Origin of the sequence: uncultured Aquimarina sp. (assembly GCF_947492115.1) — a bacterium.
In the GTDB taxonomy this organism is placed as follows: domain Bacteria; phylum Bacteroidota; class Bacteroidia; order Flavobacteriales; family Flavobacteriaceae; genus Aquimarina.
Genome location: NZ_CANLMM010000002.1, coordinates 425,367 through 444,254, shown reverse-complemented (window position 1 = coordinate 444,254; position 18,888 = coordinate 425,367). Strand labels below are relative to the sequence as shown.

The following is an 18,888-nucleotide window of genomic DNA, read 5'->3' as shown; positions in this document are numbered from 1 at the left end:
AATGTTTTAAATTTGCACCCGCAATGACGCATTGGTCTATGGTGTAACTGGCAACACGTCTGGTTTTGGTCCAGAAGAGTCTAGGTTCGAGCCCTAGTAGACCAACTTAAAAAGGAACTGATTTTTATCGGTTCCTTTTTTGTTTTATAGCACATAATAAATGTAGTTTGGTGAATATTTTGTTTTAAGATCTAATGATAAGAAGATAAAGAGAACTTATAGAATAATAAAATCCGAATTCTGACAGGTATTCTTCAGAATTCGGATTTTTTTTAGATTTAGAACTCAGATAAATAAAGGTTTAAAAAGTTTCTTCGCAAGTGTATATCTGAGGGCAATAAACATATTTTCTGCAGTATGCAGGACCTGTTACAGATCCGCTACAAGAACATCCGCAAAGAGATGGATCTTCTGAAGCGGCTCCTTTAATCGCTTTTTGTCCTTTCTTAGAAAGAACTTGTACACCTTCGATTGATAAAATTGAATTTTGCATAATAAATATTGTTTTTGTTAGATCCAAAACTATTATTTTAAGGAAGGTTTTATTTCACGGTTTTCAGGGGTGAGAGCGTTAAATTTATGTGAATTTCAAATTTTAAAAGTTAATACAGGTCTTTTGGCATGATTCACAACATCTTCTCCGAGACTTCCATTGATAAAATGAGATAGTCCTTTTCTTCCATGGGTGCTAATTCCAATTAATCCGGCATTAACTGATTTTGCAAAATTTAAGATTCCTTTTTCCACGTTGATATCGTTATAAATATTTAGACTGTAGTTGTCTATAGGAAGATCAGAGATCATCAGGTTCATTTTTTCTTCCGTTTCACTAGTGGTTTTAAAACTGTTTGCGGTATTAATCCAAACTAAATGAAGTTTAGCTTCTAATTGTTTAGCAAATTGATCCGCAGCAACCAAAGAAGGTTTGTCTTCATCGTCAAAATTTGTAGCGTATACAAAGTCTTTAACTTCAAAAATGTTACAGTCTTCTTTGATAACTAACACAGGTTTTTCAGATGTTCTAACTACTTTTTCAGCATTGGATCCAATGAATAACTCTTCGAAGCCTGAAGAGCCGTGAGACCCCATTACGATCATGTCAACATCATTCTTGTTGCAAGAATCCATGATGCCGTTTAATACATCTTCGAAGCTTACGGTTTCAATAACATCTAAGCCTTCTAAATAACTGCTTTCCAGGACTTCTTCGAATTTTTTATGAGTTTGCTTCATGAAAAAGACAGCTTCTGGTGCAGGAGCTGAGCTTCCAGAAGACATTAGGTCTACAAGATGTACTGGCATTTCGAGAATATGTAATAGGTATATTTTTGCATTGTTTTTTTTTGCTAATTGCGCTGCTACCTTCAGTGCACTTTCTGCTTGTGAAGAAAAATCAGTGGGTACGAGAATGTTTTTTATCATTGTTAGTTAGGTGTTAATGTAAGTAGATATTGTTAAATGTGTTATGTTTTAGCTCTTTCCGTAATGAAAACATTTAACTGTGGTTTATGCTTTTGTAATTATATCATTTGGATAACGATTTCGGTAAAAGCTTAACAGTCAATTAAATTTACGAATAAATTCATTGTTGTGTGGGTTTTGAATCTAAGATATTATTATTATCTTTGCACCGTTGAAATTAAAAAACCAGGATGAGGGGACGAAAAGTCCCCTCTTTTTATCTACTTATGTCATTAAAAGATAAAGTTCAAAACTTATTAGAAGAAGCGCTTAGTGAAAGACCTTCTCTTTTTTTAATAAATCAAAAAATACATCCAGATAATAGTATCGAAATTATTATAGATGGTGATGATGGAGTGAAGGTGGAAGATTGTATCGCAATAAGCAGAGCTATAGAACATAATTTGGATAGAGAAGAAGAGGACTTTTCATTGCAAGTAATGTCTGCTGGAGTTTCTGAAGGTTTGGTAAATCAACGCCAATACAAAAAGAATATTGGAAGAAAACTGAAAGTAAAAACGGAAGATAATACTGTAGAAGGAGAGTTAACCTCGGTAACAGAAGATCATATAACATTGGTTTGGAAAACTAGAGAGCCAAAACCAGTAGGAAAAGGAAAAATAACGGTAACCAAAGAAGTTTCTTTTGCGTATTCAGAGATAAAGGAAGCTAAAGTTATGATAACATTTTAATTATAAATTGATATGGAAAATATCGCATTAATAGAATCATTTTCAGAATTTAAGGATGATAAGTTAATCGATCGTGTTACGCTAATGGCGATCTTGGAAGATGTGTTTAGAAATGCACTAAAAAAGAAATTTGGTAGTGATGATAATTTCGATATCATTATAAATCCCGATAAAGGGGATTTAGAGATTTGGAGAAATCGTGTGGTAGTTGCAGATGGAGAGGTAGAAGATGGAAACCAGGAGATTTCACTTTCGGAAGCACAAAAGATTGAGCCAGATTTTGAAATCGGTGAAGATGTATCTCAGGAAGTTAAGTTAATTGACTTAGGAAGAAGGTCTATTTTGGCATTACGTCAAAATCTGATTTCGAAGATTCATGAACACGATAATACTAATATCTACAAGCAGTTTAAAGAATTAGAAGGAGAGATATATACAGCAGAAGTTCATCATATCCGACACAGAGCTATTATTTTGTTAGATGATGAAGGAAATGAAATAATTTTACCTAAAGACAGACAAATACCTTCTGACTTTTTTAGAAAAGGAGAGAATGTAAGAGGAGTAATTGAATCTGTAGAATTAAAAGGTAACAAACCTGCAATTATAATGTCTAGAACTTCTCCTTTATTCCTTGAGAAGTTGTTTGAGTCAGAAATACCAGAGGTGTTTGATGGTCTTATAACGGTGAAGAAAGTTGTTAGGATTCCTGGTGAAAAAGCAAAAGTGGCTGTGGATTCTTATGATGATAGAATTGATCCGGTTGGAGCTTGTGTAGGTATGAAAGGTTCTCGTATCCATGGAATTGTTAGGGAATTGGGTAATGAAAACATTGATGTAATAAACTACACAAATAATTTACAGCTCTTTATTACAAGAGCATTAAGTCCAGCAAGAGTAACTTCCATTAAATTGGATGAAGAAGGTTCTAGAGCTGAGGTTATGTTAAAGCCAGAAGAGGTTTCTAAAGCAATTGGACGTGGTGGTCATAATATTAGGCTTGCTGGTCAATTAACTGGTTTTGAGATAGATGTGTTTAGGGAAGGTGTGGAAGAAGATGTAGAGTTGTCTGAATTCTCGGATGAAATTGATTCTTGGATTATAGAAGAGTTTGCTAAAATAGGATTAGATACAGCTAAGAGTATTTTAGAACAAGATATTAAAGATTTAGTAAAGCGAACAGACCTCGAAGAAGAGACTGTTGGTGAAGTTATTAGAATATTAAAATCAGAATTTGAAGATTAATAACTTCAATTAATTTATATTTGAGCATAAAATAAAGGGCATTTATGGCTGAAGCAAAAACAATGAGATTAAATAAGGTATTACGCGAATTCAATATCTCGCTTGATCGGGCTGTTGACTTTTTGAGTTCAAAAGGTCATGAGATAGACTCGCGTCCTACCACTAAGATTTCTTCGGAGATCTATCAGCTTTTGTTTGATGAGTTTCAAACAGACAAAAGTAAAAAGGTAGCTTCAAAAGAGGTTGGTGAGGAAAAAAGGAAAGAGAAGGAGGCACTTCGAGTACAGATCGAAACAGAGCAAGAAGAGCGACGTAAGCGTGCTGAGGCTCGCGAAGTTGTGAAAGCTAAAGCCCAATTAAGTGGACCTAAGCAAGTAGGTAAGATTGAATTGGATAAGAAGGAGAAAACTGCTGAACAGCCCGAAGAAAAAGCAGTAGTTGAGCCTCCAAAAGAAGAGAAGGTAGTAGAAAAACCTAAACAGCCTGAGGTTGTGTCAAATCGACCTGAGAAAAAAGGTATAAAGATTGCCAAGGTAGCTTCAATAGATTTAGAGCAAAAGAAAGCATCTAAACCTGTAAAGCAACAAAATCAGAAGAAAGAGACACCTGCAGCAAAGGATGCTGAAGTTCCAGTAGAACCAGTTAAGGTAGAAACACAGTATAAAAAATTAGATGGTCCTAATTTTACAGGGCAGAAGATTGATTTAACCAAGTTTCAAAAACCAGCAAAAAAGAAAGAAGATAAATCTGATAAATCTTCAGATGGAGATGCGAAAAAGCGCCGTAGAAGAATTAGTAAAGATGGCGGTGCAAAATCTGGAGGTCCTGGAAATAGACAAGGAGGAAACCGAGGATCAGGTAATAGACAAGGTAATCGCGGTCCAGGTAATAGAAATAATAAAGGAAAGCGTCCTGCTATAGTAAAAGAAGAGCCAAGCGAAGAAGAAGTACAAAAGCAGGTAAGAGAGACTCTTGAAAAACTTCAAGGGAAATCTAAAAAATCTAAAGCGGCAAAATATCGTAGAGATAAGAGAGATCAACACCGTCAGAAAGCAGAGGATGATGTAGCACAACAAGAACAGGAAAGTAAAGTTCTTAAGGTTACTGAATTTGTAACGGTTTCTGAGGTTGCTACAATGATGGATGTTCCTACGACGCAAGTAATATCTGCATGTATGTCGCTGGGTATTATGGTGACTATGAATCAGCGTCTGGATGCGGAAACTCTTTCTATAGTAGCAGATGAATTTGGATATGAAGTAGATTTTGTTACTTCTGACGTAGAAGACGCAATCGAAGAAATCATAGACGCTCCAGAGGATCTTGTTTTAAGAGCTCCTATAGTAACAGTTATGGGTCATGTAGATCATGGTAAAACATCATTACTGGATTATATTCGTGAAGAAAATGTAATCGCAGGTGAAAGTGGAGGGATTACACAGCACATTGGTGCTTATGGAGTTCAGTTAGAAAATGGGCAGAAAATTGCTTTCTTAGATACTCCTGGTCACGAAGCCTTTACAGCGATGCGTGCTCGTGGTGCTCAGGTTACGGATTTGGCAATTATAGTAATTGCTGCTGATGATGATGTGATGCCACAAACAAAAGAGGCGATCAGTCATGCTCAGGCTGCTGGTGTACCAATTGTATTTGCAATCAATAAAGTGGATAGACCAGAGGCGAATCCTGACAAGATTAAAGAGCGATTAGCTTCCATGAATTTATTAGTAGAAGACTGGGGTGGAAAAATACAATCCCATGATATTTCTGCTAAAACTGGTCAAGGAGTTAAAGAACTTTTAGAGAAAGTTTTATTAGAAGCGGAAATATTAGAACTGAAGGCGAATCCAGATAGATTGGCATCAGGAACCGTTGTTGAAGCATTCTTGGATAAAGGTAGAGGGTATGTTTCTACAATTCTTGTTCAAACTGGAACACTGCGTGTGGGAGATTATGTATTAGCAGGTAAGAACAGTGGTAAGGTAAAAGCGATGCAGGATGAACGAGGTAAGAATGTGAAAGAAGCTGGACCTTCTACACCTGTTTCTATATTAGGATTAGATGGTGCACCTCAGGCGGGTGATAAATTTAGTGTTCTTGAAGACGAAAGAGAAGCTAAAGATATTGCAGCTAAAAGAGCGCAATTACATAGAGAACAGTCTGTTCGTACACAACGACATATTACATTAGATGAAATAGGACGTCGTATTGCTTTAGGTGATTTTAAAGAATTGAATATTATCCTTAAAGGAGATGTGGATGGTTCTGTAGAAGCACTGACAGACTCTTTCCAGAAATTGTCTACTGAAGAAATTCATGTAAATATTATTCATAAAGCGGTTGGTGCAATTACAGAAAGTGATGTGTTGTTAGCTTCTGCTTCTGATGCGATTATTATTGGATTTAATGTACGACCAGCAGGAAATGCTCGTCAGGTTGCAGATAAGGAAGAAATTGATATCAGAACATATTCTATTATTTATGATGCTATCAATGATCTTAAGGATGCGATGGAGGGAATGCTTTCTCCAGTAATGAAGGAAGAGATAACGGGTACTGCAGAAATAAGAGAAACATTTAAGATTTCTAAAGTTGGTACTATTGCAGGTTGTATGGTACAGACTGGAAAAATTATTCGAAATGCAGGAATACGATTAATACGTGAAGGTGTTGTTGTGTATACTGGTGAATTAGCTTCGTTGAAACGATTTAAAGATGATGTAAAAGAAGTTTCTAAAGGTTATGATTGTGGGTTGCAAATCAAAAATTATAACGATATTAAAATTGGAGATATCATCGAATCATTCCAAGAAGTTGCGGTGAAGAAAAAGTTATAGAACTTAAGAACCATATAAGTAAAAAGCCCGATCATTTTGATCGGGCTTTTTATTTGTTAAATCGTTATTGTGATTAATCTCTTCCTAATTTGAAAGGGAAAGCTGTTGGGAATTCTTTTTTAATTTCTTTTAGGGCTCTGTCCATTTCTAATTTACTTCTGTAATTACCTATCCATACTTTGTGGTTAGGGGTTTCGTAAACTATCTCTGAACTCCATTGAGGAAAAGCAGTTTCTGCTTTCTTTTGAACTTCATTTGCTTCTTTAAGATCGCCAGTAAATAATTGCACTCGGTAATTTTCGCTTAAAACACCTTCTTTATCCATTTTTGTTTTGATATTCAGAAGTTGTTGTATTCTTGGGTCTTGATTTATGGTTACGGTTGGTTCTGCAGGAGGAGCTATTTCTACTGTGGTAAAAACAGTAGGATTGTCAGAATTTGCAGAATCCTGCGCATTCAAAAAGTTCATCCCAACAAAACAAAATCCTAATACGAAAATGCTGTTTTTTTTGTTTAAAATTCTCATTACAAATAGATTTGACGCAAAGGTAAAGTTTAATAACTCAAAATCCTTTAAAAATATTATTTAGAATTATTATAAATTAGCACTTAACAGTTCGCTAACATTTCTAAAATCGACTTATTGTAGTACTTTTGCTGTCGAATTAAATGGACGTGGTTTTTGCATCGTTTTTTTAAGAATAATGAAAAAACCATACCAAAATTTAGACGATAATTCTACTTTATAATATGAAACAGGTGAAATACCGAAATTCAGCCTCAAAACTCCTACTTCTAGGAACTGTTTTTTTATTCTCTTTAATGAATCCAGTTTTTGCTCAGGAAGAAGCAGCAACAACTGAAGCGGCTACTGCTGAATCTGCCACTGGTGGAGATGTAGCAAAAGGAGAAGCGTTGTTTAAATCGCTTTGTGCTGCTTGTCACAAAAGATATAAGAAAATGACAGGTCCAGCACTTTTTGGAGTTGCTGATAAGTATGAGAGAGAATGGATTTATTCTTGGGTAAAAAATAGTGCAGCGATGATCGCATCTGGAGATGCAAGAGCGGTTGCTATTTATGAGGAGTACAAAAGAACTCCGATGAATGCATTTCCACAATTGACCAATACCGATATAGATAATATCTTGGCTTATGTGATGGTTCCTAAAGGCCCTTCAGGTCCTACAGGTGTAACTGGTACTACGCCGACGGTTGTTGATAACTCAGGAGCTTCTACTACTCTTATTTTAGGAGCGTTGGTATTAGTCTTCTTAATGTTGGTAGTCGTATTATTCTTAGTAAATAAAACATTAAGAAGTTTCGCGGAAGCTAATGGTGTTGAGTTTGCTGAAGAAGAAGCAAGAACTCCAATTTGGAAAGCTTTTGTGCAGAATCAATTCTTAGTATTAGTGTCAGCGATATTTGTGTTGCTTGCAAGTGGTTACTTTGTATATGGCTACCTAATGCAGGTAGGTGTTGATCAAGGGTATATGCCAATTCAACCAATACACTATTCTCATAAGATTCATGCTGGTGATAACAAGATTGAGTGTAAGTACTGTCACTCTTCTGCTAGAGTTTCTAAACATTCAGGAATTCCTTCTTTAAATGTTTGTATGAACTGTCATAAATCTATAGCTGAAGTTGCGGAAAGCACTGCTACCGATGAATATTCTAAAGAGTTTTATGACGGTGAGATTAAAAAGCTTTATAAAGCTGTTGGTTGGGATGAAGCTGAACAAGCGTATACAGGAAAGACTGAGCCAGTGAAATGGGTTCGTATTCATAATCTACCTGATTTTGCATACTTTAATCATTCTCAGCACGTAAGTGTTGCAGGTATCGAATGTCAGACGTGTCATGGTCCTGTAGAAGAAATGGAAATTATGTATCAGCATGCTCCATTAACAATGGGATGGTGTATCAACTGTCATAGAGAGACCAATGTGAAGGTAGAAGGTAATGAGTACTATGAGAAGATACATGCAGAGTTGTCTAAGAAGTACGGAGTGGATAAACTAACTGCTGCTCAGATGGGTGGTTTAGAATGTGGAAAGTGCCACTATTAATAAATGATTTATTCGTTTAAACGAAAAAATAAGTAAGAAGCTAATATCAATTATATGTCATCAAACAAGAAATACTGGAAAAGTGTTGAAGAGCTAAGTGAAAATAGCTCTATTGTTGAGACGCTACAACAAAATGAGTTCGTACAGGAAATTCCTACGGATGAGTTTTTAGGAGATAAATCATCTCTGGAGAATTCTTCGACTACTCGTCGTGATTTTCTTAAATATGTAGGTTTTAGTACAGCAGCTGCATCATTAGCAGCGTGTGAAGGCCCAGTGATTAAGTCAATACCATACGTAGTGCAACCAGATAGAATTGTTCCTGGTGTTGCTAACTATTATGCAACTACTATTGCGGATGGTTTTGATTTTGCTAGTGTTTTGATTAAAACTAGAGAAGGTCGTCCAATTAAAGTTGAAAATAATAATCTTGCTACTTCTAATGGAGAAGCAAATGCTAGAGTGCATGCTTCTGTATTGTCATTATATGACAGCTCTAGATTGCAAGGTCCAAAGAAAGGTGCAGAGGATATTAGCTGGAGTGAACTTGATAAAGAAGTTGGAGCTAAATTAAATGGTCTTGGAGGTAAGAAGATTGTTTTGTTAACGCAAACTTTTGCAAGTCCTTCTACTTCTAAGCTAATTGCAGAATTTAAAGCGAAATATGCTAACGTTTCTCAGGTCGTTTACGATTCGGTTTCTTACAGTGAAGCATTGGATGCTTATGAAATGATGTATGGAGAAAGAGCATTAGCAGATTATGATTTCTCAAAAGTAAATACTGTAGTTAGTATTGCAGCTGATTTTCTTGGTGATTGGCAAGGTGGAGGATATGATGGAGGGTATGCGCAAGGTCGTGTTCCGAAAAATGGTAAGATGTCAAAGCATATTCAGTTTGAGGCAAATATGTCTCTTTCTGGAGCAAATGCAGATAATAGAATTCAAGCAACGCCTACACAGCAAAAGCATGTGCTTGCGGCATTATACAAATATGTAACTGGAGCTGGTTCTAAAGGAGCGTTGGATGCTACATTGGATGCAGAAGTAGTGAAAGCTGCTAAACATATTCAGAAAGCTGGCAGTAATGCTGTTGTTGTTTCTGGAATCCAGGATGTGGATGCTCAATTATTAGTATTAGCGATAAACAAGCATATTAATAGTAAGGCTTTTAACGAAAATACACCTCGAAAAATCCGTCAAGGTAATTCGAAAGCAGTAGCGCAGTTGGTAAAAGATATGAACGCAGGACGTGTTGGAGCGTTACTAATTGCTGGAGTTAATCCAGCATATTCATTACCGAATGCACAGGAATTTAAAGAAGGTCTTAAGAAAGTGGATCTTTCTGTGGCTTTCAGTATGCATAATGATGAAACTGCTTCAGCGTGTAGTTATATAGCTACAACACCGCATTATTTAGAGTCATGGGGTGATGTGGAGTTAAAGAAAGGAAGTTATAGTTTAATGCAACCAACTATCCGTCCTTTGTTTGATACAAGACAATTTCAGGAAACTTTATTAAAGTGGACTGGAAATTCTGCTTCTTATAATGATTATATTAAAAATGCGTGGACAGGAGTTCTAGGTGGAACTTCATGGAGTCAAGCATTGCATGATGGAGTGCTGGTAAAACCAATATTGCCAAAAGAATCTTTAGAAGAAGCTATAAATACTCCAGAAGGAGAAGTTACAGAAGAAAAGCCAGCAGGTCCAAATGTAGGGGCTGCAGCCAGAAGATTAGCGACAGCCAAATCGAATGGATTAGAGCTTACTTTATATACAAAAACAGCTTTAGGTGATGGTCAACAGGCAAATAACCCTTGGTTACAAGAAATGCCTGATCCAATTACCAGAGCTTCTTGGGATAACTACCTAACGATATCGAGAGCAGATGCGGAGGAAATGTCTGATTTAGGTATTTTTAATGAAAATGTTGCAAATGGCGCTTTAAACGGTAGTTACGTTACGGTAGAAGTTAATGGATCAAAGGTTACCGCGCCAGTAATAATCCAACCAGGTCAAGCCAAAGGTTCTGTTGGTTTGGCATTAGGATATGGAAAGACTGCTGGACTTAAAGAAGAAATGCAGGTAGGAGTTAATGCTTTTGCTTTGTATCAAAATCAGAATACAGTACAGCCAGTAACTTTAGCGAAAGCTGAGGGTACTCATGAGTTTGCTTGTGTGCAGTTGCACAACACCCTAATGGGACGTGGTGATATTATAAAAGAAACTACGTTAGAGATCTTTAATACAAAAGATAAGCATGTTTGGAATGCTGTTCCTGAAGTAAGTAAAAATCATATCGAATACGAGGTTACTTCTCCAGAAGTAGATCTTTGGGATGAATTTGATCGTTCTGTAGGACATCATTTTAATCTTTCTATAGATTTAAATGCTTGTACAGGATGTGGTGCTTGTGTGATTGCTTGTCATGCAGAAAACAATGTTCCTGTTGTTGGAAAATCAGAAATGCGTAGATCACGTGATATGCACTGGTTACGCATAGATCGTTATTATTCTTCTCAAGAAAGTTTTGAAGGTGATAATGCTAAAAAAGATGCAATCTCTGGATTAGGAAGTTCGTTATCAGAATTTGGTGAAATGGAAGTTCCTTCTGATAATCCTGAAGTAGCATTCCAACCAGTAATGTGTCAGCATTGTAATCATGCTCCTTGTGAAACAGTTTGTCCAGTTGCGGCGACTTCTCATGGTAGACAAGGACAAAACCATATGGCTTATAACCGTTGTGTAGGTACCAGATATTGTGCAAACAACTGTCCTTACAAGGTAAGAAGATTTAACTGGTTCTTATATAATGAAAACGATGAGTTTGATTATCATATGAACAATGATCTGGGACGTATGGTAATAAATCCAGACGTTACTGTTCGATCAAGAGGTGTTATGGAAAAATGCTCTATGTGTATCCAAATGACACAAAAAACTATTCTAGATGCAAAGAGAGATGGTAGAGTGATTAAAGATGGAGAATTCCAGACGGCTTGTTCGGCTGCTTGTTCTTCGGGAGCAATGACTTTTGGTGATATCAACGATAAGGATAGTAAAGTAGCCAAATTAAAAGAGGATAATAGAATGTATCACTTACTTGAGCATGTAGGTACAAAACCAAACGTGATGTATCAGACAAAAGTAAGAAATACAACAGAAGCCTAATTAACTAAATAAAGAATCAATTCAATTATAAAGGATTATGTCTCATTACGAAGCACCTATAAGAAAACCTTTAGTAACTGGTGATAAAACCTACCACGATGTAACAGTGGATGTTGCTGCGCCAGTTGAAGGTAAAGCAAACAAATCTTGGTGGATTGTGTTTTCAATTGCCCTTGTTGCTTTCCTTTGGGGAATAGGTTGTATAATTTATACAATTTCCACAGGTATCGGAACCTGGGGATTAAATAAAACAGTTGGATGGGCCTGGGATATCACTAACTTTGTTTGGTGGGTAGGTATCGGTCACGCAGGAACACTGATTTCAGCTGTACTATTATTATTCCGTCAGAAATGGAGAATGGCGATTAACCGATCTGCTGAGGCGATGACTATTTTCTCGGTTATTCAGGCAGGGTTATTCCCAATTATTCACATGGGACGTCCATGGTTAGCATATTGGGTATTGCCGATTCCAAATCAGTTTGGATCCTTATGGGTAAACTTTAACTCGCCACTACTTTGGGATGTATTTGCGATATCAACATATCTTTCGGTTTCATTAGTTTTCTGGTGGACTGGATTATTACCTGATTTTGCGATGATCCGAGATAGAGCGATTACTCCTTTTAACAAGAAAATATACGGTATCCTATCCTTCGGATGGAGTGGTAGAGCTAAGGATTGGCAACGTTTTGAGGAAGTGTCTTTGGTACTTGCAGGTCTAGCAACACCATTAGTACTTTCTGTACATACCATTGTATCTTTTGACTTTGCAACATCAGTAATACCTGGATGGCATACTACAATCTTCCCTCCTTATTTCGTTGCGGGAGCTATATTCTCAGGATTTGCAATGGTAAATACACTTTTGATCATTATGAGAAAAGTGTCTAATTTAGAAAACTATATCACCATTCAACATATAGAATTAATGAACATCGTAATTATGATTACTGGTTCTATAGTTGGGGTGGCCTATATAACAGAGTTATTTGTTGCATGGTATTCTGGAGTTGAGTATGAACAATATGCATTCTTAAACAGAGCAACAGGACCTTACTGGTGGGCATATTGGGCGATGATGACATGTAATGTGTTCTCACCACAGTTTATGTGGTTCCCTAAACTAAGAAGAAGTATTATGTTCTCTTTCATAATTTCTATAGTGGTAAATATAGGAATGTGGTTTGAGCGTTTCGTAATTATTGTTACTTCTCTTCATAGGGACTACTTACCATCATCTTGGACAATGTTCTCTCCTACATTTGTAGATATAGGAATATTTATCGGTACGATTGGATTCTTCTTTGTGTTGTTCTTGTTATATGCTCGTACATTCCCTGTAATTGCGCAAGCAGAGGTGAAAACAATATTAAAATCTTCTGGAGAGAAGTACAAAAAACTTAGAGAGGCTGGGATTGATCATAGAGATGAACTTCCTAAGGTAGAAGCTAAAATCACTGCAGAAGAAGTTGAAGAGAAAGTAGAGCAAGTAAAAGAAGCTAGTCAGGAAGATATAGATAGTTTGCTTGGTAATCTGGGAACTTTTGACGCTAGTACTCAAACTGCTGATGACCTAAAGAAGGTGAATGGTATCGGTCCAGTAATGGAAAAGAAACTGAATGAAATAGGGATATTTACTTTTGATCAAGTAAGTAAAATGACCGAAAAAGAATACAATTTATTAGATAGTATTACAGGTTCTTTCCCAGGAAGAGCGCAACGCGATGATTGGGCTGGACAAGCTGAAAAATTAAAAAACAATTAGAAGTATGGCATCTAAAGTTATACATGCATTATATACAGATGATGATGTCCTAATGGACGCTGTAAAGCAGGTTCGTTCCGAGCATTATCATATAGAAGAGGTTTATACTCCTTTTCCAGTTCACGGCTTAGATAAAGCTATGGGATTAGCTCCGACAAGATTAGCAATTACATCGTTTATGTATGGATGTGTTGGTCTTACAGTTGCAATCACAATGATGAACTATATCATGATCGAAGATTGGCCTCAAAACATTGGTGGGAAACCAAGTTTTAGTTACATCGAAAACATGCCAGCTTTCGTTCCAATTATGTTTGAGCTTACTGTGTTTTTTGCGGCACACTTAATGGTAATTACTTTTTATATGAGAAGTAAATTGTGGCCTTTTAAGGAAGCTGAAAATCCTGATGTAAGAACTACAGACGATCATTTCTTAATGGAAATAGATGCTAGTCATCACGATGTAGATAAGATGACTAACTTTTTAAGCAACACAGGTGCTGTAGAAATTAAAGTAATAGATAAGCAAGAAGATAACCATTAGTTATAATGAAGAATAGTTTAAATATAATAGTAGTCGCAATAATGATGATTAGTATTGTTTCTTGTAAAAAGGATTCAAAGCCTAATTATCAGTATATGCCTAATATGTATGCGCCTATAGGTTATGAAACCTATGGTCAGTATGAGGTTTTTCCAGGAGGTCAAGAGGCTATGTTACCAGTAGAAGGATCTATTCCTAGAGGTTGGATGCCTTATGATTTTAAAAATGCTCCTGAAGGTTATCAGATGGCTAAAGATTCATTAAAGAATCCTATACGATACACTAAAGAGAATGAAGAGGAAGGAAAGTCTTTGTATGATATTTATTGTGCAATATGTCATGGAGCTAAAGGTGATGGAAAAGGAACTTTGGTAAAAAGAGAAAAGATTTTAGGTGTACCTAGTTATGATGATGCTGGAAGAGCAATTACTGAAGGAAGTATTTATCATGTAATGTATTATGGTATTAATTCTATGGGATCGTATGCTTCTCAAACAAGTGAGCACGAGCGTTGGCAAATTGTTCAGTATGTGCAGAAGTTAAAAGCAGATTTAGAAGGTAAACCAGTTCGCATAGATACTGATGTGGTAGCTCCAAAGATTGTAGAAACTGCAGAACAGTCAACAGAAGAACAGCAAGATAACGCACATTAATTTGGTGCAATTTTTAAAAGTTAAGAATAACGATATTATATAAATATGTATACGCTATCAAGTAAATTAAGATTATTTTCTATCATTTTGATGGTTGTTGGATTAGTGGGATTAACAACTGGGTTTTTAAGCACACCAAAAACTATCGAAGACGTTAAAGAAATGATGGCAGGACACGATGCACACGGTGGTGGTCATGGTGATACGCACGCAACAGCTGATGCTCACTCTTCTAATGGGCATGGAAATGAAGATGCACATGGTGGAGATGCTCACTATGAGCATACATTACATCAATTACAAAATAAGCCATGGGCGGCATTATATGTGGCAGCGTTCTTCTTTTTCATGATAGCTTTAGGTGTTTTAGCTTTTTACGCTATTCAGTTTGCAGCGCAAGCGGGATGGTCACCAGTTCTATTTAGAGTAATGGAAGCTATTACCGCCTATCTTGTTCCAGGTGGTATTATATTATTTGTGATCTTGGCATTATCAGGATTTCATATGAATCATATTTTCCACTGGATGGATGCTGATTTATTAGATCCTTCAAATGAAAAGTATGACGCTTTAATTGACGGTAAAAAAGGATGGTTGAATGTTCCTTTCTTCTTAATTAGAGCAGCAATTTTCTTAGGAGGATGGTTTTTATATCGCCATTTTGCTGTGAAGTATTCTAGAAAGCAAGACGAAGATAGTACTGGTAACAAATGGTACAAGAAAAGTTTTAAAATATCAGCAGGTTTCCTTGTGTTCTTTATTTACACAGAATCAATGGCTTCATGGGATTGGATAATGAGTTTTGATCCACACTGGTTTAGTACATTATTTGGATGGTATGTTTTTGCTGGACTATTCGTTTCAGGAATTACTACAATCGCTTTGATCACTATTTATTTGAAATCAAAAGGTTATTTAGAGTTTGTAAATAATAGTCATATTCATGATTTGGCTAAGTTCATGTTTGGAGTTAGTATATTTTGGACTTACCTATGGTTCTCTCAGTTCATGTTAATATGGTATTCAAATATTCCAGAAGAGGTTACTTATTTCATTACACGTATAGAGGATTATAAATTACCTTTCTTTGGTATGTTGGTAATGAATTTTATATTCCCATTATTAGTCTTAATGAATAGTGATTACAAACGTATTAATTGGTTTGTAGTTATGGCTGGAATTATAATTTTATGCGGACATTATATAGACGTATTTAATATGGTGATGCCAGCATCAGTAGGAGAGTCTTGGTTTATTGGGATCTCAGAGATCAGTGCTGTGTTATTGTTTTTAGGTTTGTTCCTATTCGTAGTATTTAAAGCACTTACTAAAGCACCATTATTAGCTAAGGGTAACCCTTATATTGAAGAAAGTAAACACTTTCATTATTAAAAATTAGATTGTAAAAAAGAAGATAGATAAAAATGACTGTATTCTTAACCATAGTAGTTATAGCACTAATTGGAATCTCCTTATGGCAGATGTCTAAAATATTAAAGTTATCGCAAGTAAAAGGTGCTGATAATTCTCAAGTAGCAAATGATAAGGATAATAACCTTCAGGGTAAATTAATGCTTGCTTTTGTTATATTTATATACGTCCTAACAATCTTTTGTTTTGTACAATATAACAGTTTTTTCTTGCCAGAGTCAGCATCAGAGCACGGTATAGAGTATGATAGATTGATGTTGATTTCAATGGTGTTGATAATGTTTGTTCAGATTATCACACAAGGACTTTTACATTTTTTCTCATACAAGTATAGAGGAAACAAAAATAACAAAGCATTATTTTTTGCAGACAATGATAAATTAGAGTTTATCTGGACAATTATTCCAGTAATTGTATTAGCAGGTTTAATTATATACGGATTGTTTACTTGGACTGATATTATGAATATTGATGAAGAAGAAGGTGATCCATTAATTATTGAGTTATATGCTTACCAGTTTGATTGGAGAGCAAGATATTCGGGTGAAGATAATGTACTTGGTAAGGCTAATGTTCGTTTTATCGAAGGAGTAAATACGTTAGGGTTAGATGCTTCGGATTCTTACGGGATGGATGATAAAATTGTAAATGAGTTACACCTTCCGGTGAATAGAAAGGTAATATTTAAAATGCGTTCTCAGGATGTTTTACATTCTGCTTATATGCCTTTCTTTAGAGCTCAGATGAATGTTGTTCCAGGAATGATTACTGAGTTTTCGTATACTCCAATAATGACGTCTGAAGAGATGCGTAATAGTGAGTTTATGGTTGAAAAAGTTGCAACAATTAACAAAATCAGAAGAGAGAAAAGCAAGAAATTAGTTGCAGCAGGTGATGAGGCTTTGGAGAATTATGAATTTGATTATTACTTGTTATGTAATAAGATCTGTGGAGCTTCTCATTACAATATGCAAATGAAAATTGTTGTTGAGTCCGAAGAGGATTACAATACTTGGCTAAAAGAGCAGAAGACGTTTAAAGAACAGATATCCGCTCAGGCAAGTAATTAAGAAGAAAGAAAAAGAGAAATTATAAATTTTTATTAAAAGTATAATCGTATGTCAGCAATAGCACACGTAGATGGTCATGCAGAAGATCACGATCACGGACATCACCATAAAGAGACCTTTATAACTAAATATATTTTTAGTCAAGATCACAAGATGATCTCAAAGCAGTATTTGATTACTGGGTTGATAATGGGTATCATAGGGATCGCAATGTCTTTATTGTTTAGAATGCAATTGGCTTGGCCTGATCACAAGTTTACTGTTTTTGAAGTTTTACTTGGTAAGTTTGGAGAAGATGGAGTAATGGATCCAAGTATGTATTTGGCTTTGGTAACAATCCACGGTACGATCATGGTATTCTTTGTCCTTACTGCGGGTTTAAGTGGTACGTTTAGTAACCTTTTAATTCCATTGCAGATCGGTGCAAGAGATATGGCATCGGGATTCTTAAATATGGTGTCTTATTGGTTGTTCTTCCTTAGTAGTGTTATTATGGTATTGTCTCTTTTTGCTGAGGCAGGTCCTGCTTCTGCAGGTTGGACAATCTATCCGCCTTTAAGTGCACTTCCGCAAGCGATTGGTGGTTCTGGTACAGGTATGACGTTATGGTTAGTATCGATGGCTATATTCATCGCTTCTTCATTGTTGGGATCATTGAATTATGTTGTAACAGTTATAAACTTACGTACTAAAGGAATGTCAATGACACGTATGCCTCTTACCATTTGGGCATTCTTTGTAACTGCAATTATTGGTATTGTGTCATTCCCAGTGTTATTATCAGCTGCTTTATTACTAATTATGGATAGAGGTTTCGGAACTTCATTCTATTTAAGTGATATTTATATAGCAGGAGAGGTATTGCACAATCAAGGTGGTTCTCCGGTTTTATTTGAACATTTATTTTGGTTCTTAGGGCATCCTGAAGTATACATCGTATTATTACCTGCTTTAGGTATTACTTCCGAGATTATTGCGACTAATGCTCGTAAGCCTATATTTGGTTACAGAGCGATGGTTGCTTCTATATTGGCAATTGCATTTTTATCAACAATTGTTTGGGGTCACCATATGTTTATTTCGGGAATGAATCCATTTTTGGGATCCGTATTTACATTCACAACCTTATTAATTGCAATTCCATCTGCGGTAAAAGCTTTTAACTATATTACCACGCTGTGGAAAGGTAATTTGCAGTTTAATCCGGCTATGTTGTTCTCGATAGGATTAGTATCTACGTTTATTACTGGAGGTCTAACTGGAATTATTTTAGGAGATAGTACTTTGGATATCAACGTACATGATACATATTTCGTAGTGGCACACTTCCACTTAGTAATGGGTATCTCTGCTTTATATGGGTTATTTGCTGGGGTATATCATTGGTTCCCTAAAATGTATGGTAAAATGATGAATAAGAATCTTGGATATGTACATTTCTGGGTAACAGCAATTGGAGCATATGGAGTATTCTTCCCAATGCACTTTATCGGTATGGCAGGTTTACCACGTCGTTATTATACAAATAGTGCATTCCCATATTTTGATGATTTAGCAGATACAAATGTTCTAATTACTGTTTTTGCTTTAATTACAGCAGCGGCACAGTTAGTATTCTTATATAATTTTATACATTCTATTTTCTATGGAAAGAAAGCAACTCAGAATCCATGGAAATCAAATACGATGGAATGGACTACGCCAGTAGAGCACATACACGGTAACTGGCCTGGAGCTATTCCTCACGTATATAGATGGCCTTATGATTACAGTAAGACGAGAGAAGATGGGGAGTATGTAATACCAGGACAAGATTGGGTATCGCAGATTACGCCAATGCAAGATGATGAAGAGGAGTTACATCATTAATGGATATATAACTTCAATAATATATAGAGCCTTTTCAGTTTTATGAAAAGGCTCTTTCTTTTTCTATTATATTTGTT

General features: G+C 35.8%; 14 protein-coding genes and 1 tRNA gene. 12 read left to right on the top strand and 3 right to left on the bottom strand.

Features of this window, described 5'->3' with window-relative positions:
* Window positions 1-32: 32 nt before the first annotated feature.
* Window positions 33-105 (top strand) — tRNA-Gln (locus tag Q1A73_RS07360).
* 196 nt (window positions 106-301) lie between these two features.
* Here the strand turns inward: Q1A73_RS07360 and Q1A73_RS07355 are convergent.
* Window positions 302-493, bottom strand: coding sequence for a hypothetical protein (locus Q1A73_RS07355; protein WP_299603578.1), 192 nt, complete (start codon window positions 491-493; stop codon window positions 302-304).
* A gap of 95 nt (window positions 494-588) precedes the next feature.
* Window positions 589-1,422, bottom strand: coding sequence for a universal stress protein (locus Q1A73_RS07350; protein ID WP_366141432.1), 834 nt, complete (start codon window positions 1,420-1,422; stop codon window positions 589-591).
* A 230-nt stretch (window positions 1,423-1,652) separates the two neighbouring features.
* On the opposite strand from Q1A73_RS07350, the gene rimP reads away from it, so the two are divergent.
* Genes rimP through infB form a run of 3 tightly spaced genes read left to right on the top strand, consistent with a single transcriptional unit; the run spans window position 1,653 to window position 6,235 of the window.
* Window positions 1,653-2,153, top strand: a complete 501-nt coding sequence (gene rimP, locus Q1A73_RS07345) for a ribosome assembly cofactor RimP (protein ID WP_299603575.1) — start codon at window positions 1,653-1,655, stop codon at window positions 2,151-2,153.
* Window positions 2,154-2,165: 12 nt separating this feature from the next.
* Window positions 2,166-3,398 carry a transcription termination factor NusA gene (nusA, locus tag Q1A73_RS07340; RefSeq protein WP_219007061.1) on the top strand — a complete coding sequence of 411 codons (1,233 nt, stop codon included), beginning with the start codon at window positions 2,166-2,168 and terminating at the stop codon, window positions 3,396-3,398.
* A 44-nt stretch (window positions 3,399-3,442) separates the two neighbouring features.
* Window positions 3,443-6,235 carry a translation initiation factor IF-2 gene (gene infB / locus Q1A73_RS07335; protein WP_299603572.1) on the top strand — a complete coding sequence of 931 codons (2,793 nt, stop codon included), beginning with the start codon at window positions 3,443-3,445 and terminating at the stop codon, window positions 6,233-6,235.
* 73 nt (window positions 6,236-6,308) lie between these two features.
* Here infB and Q1A73_RS07330 read toward each other — a convergent pair whose 3' ends face one another.
* Window positions 6,309-6,761 carry an SPOR domain-containing protein gene (locus Q1A73_RS07330; RefSeq protein WP_299603570.1) on the bottom strand — a complete coding sequence of 151 codons (453 nt, stop codon included), beginning with the start codon at window positions 6,759-6,761 and terminating at the stop codon, window positions 6,309-6,311.
* A gap of 224 nt (window positions 6,762-6,985) precedes the next feature.
* Here Q1A73_RS07330 and Q1A73_RS07325 point away from each other — a divergent pair, with 224 nt between their 5' ends.
* From Q1A73_RS07325 to Q1A73_RS07290, 8 genes are read left to right on the top strand one after another with little or no spacing between them, the layout of a single operon-like run.
* Entirely contained in the window at window positions 6,986-8,305 is a 1,320-nt protein-coding gene (locus Q1A73_RS07325) for a c-type cytochrome (RefSeq protein WP_299603566.1), read from the top strand.
* A 54-nt stretch (window positions 8,306-8,359) separates the two neighbouring features.
* Window positions 8,360-11,476, top strand: coding sequence for a TAT-variant-translocated molybdopterin oxidoreductase (locus tag Q1A73_RS07320; protein ID WP_299603564.1), 3,117 nt, complete (start codon window positions 8,360-8,362; stop codon window positions 11,474-11,476).
* A gap of 34 nt (window positions 11,477-11,510) precedes the next feature.
* Window positions 11,511-13,244, top strand: coding sequence for an NrfD/PsrC family molybdoenzyme membrane anchor subunit (nrfD, locus tag Q1A73_RS07315; RefSeq protein WP_299604665.1), 1,734 nt, complete (start codon window positions 11,511-11,513; stop codon window positions 13,242-13,244).
* Between the two features lie 4 nt (window positions 13,245-13,248).
* The gene (locus Q1A73_RS07310; RefSeq protein ID WP_299603561.1) at window positions 13,249-13,788 is read left to right on the top strand and encodes a DUF3341 domain-containing protein; all 540 of its coding nucleotides are present in this window, start codon (window positions 13,249-13,251) and stop codon (window positions 13,786-13,788) included.
* A 5-nt stretch (window positions 13,789-13,793) separates the two neighbouring features.
* Entirely contained in the window at window positions 13,794-14,441 is a 648-nt protein-coding gene (locus Q1A73_RS07305) for a cytochrome c (RefSeq protein WP_299603558.1), read from the top strand.
* 45 nt (window positions 14,442-14,486) lie between these two features.
* Window positions 14,487-15,833, top strand: a complete 1,347-nt coding sequence (locus tag Q1A73_RS07300; RefSeq protein ID WP_299603555.1) for a quinol:cytochrome C oxidoreductase — start codon at window positions 14,487-14,489, stop codon at window positions 15,831-15,833.
* Between the two features lie 32 nt (window positions 15,834-15,865).
* Window positions 15,866-16,942 (top strand): cytochrome c oxidase subunit II, encoded by a 1,077-nt coding sequence (locus tag Q1A73_RS07295; RefSeq protein WP_299603552.1) that lies wholly within the window; start codon window positions 15,866-15,868, stop codon window positions 16,940-16,942.
* A gap of 48 nt (window positions 16,943-16,990) precedes the next feature.
* Window positions 16,991-18,811, top strand: a complete 1,821-nt coding sequence (locus Q1A73_RS07290; protein ID WP_299603549.1) for a cbb3-type cytochrome c oxidase subunit I — start codon at window positions 16,991-16,993, stop codon at window positions 18,809-18,811.
* Window positions 18,812-18,888: the final 77 nt, after the last annotated feature.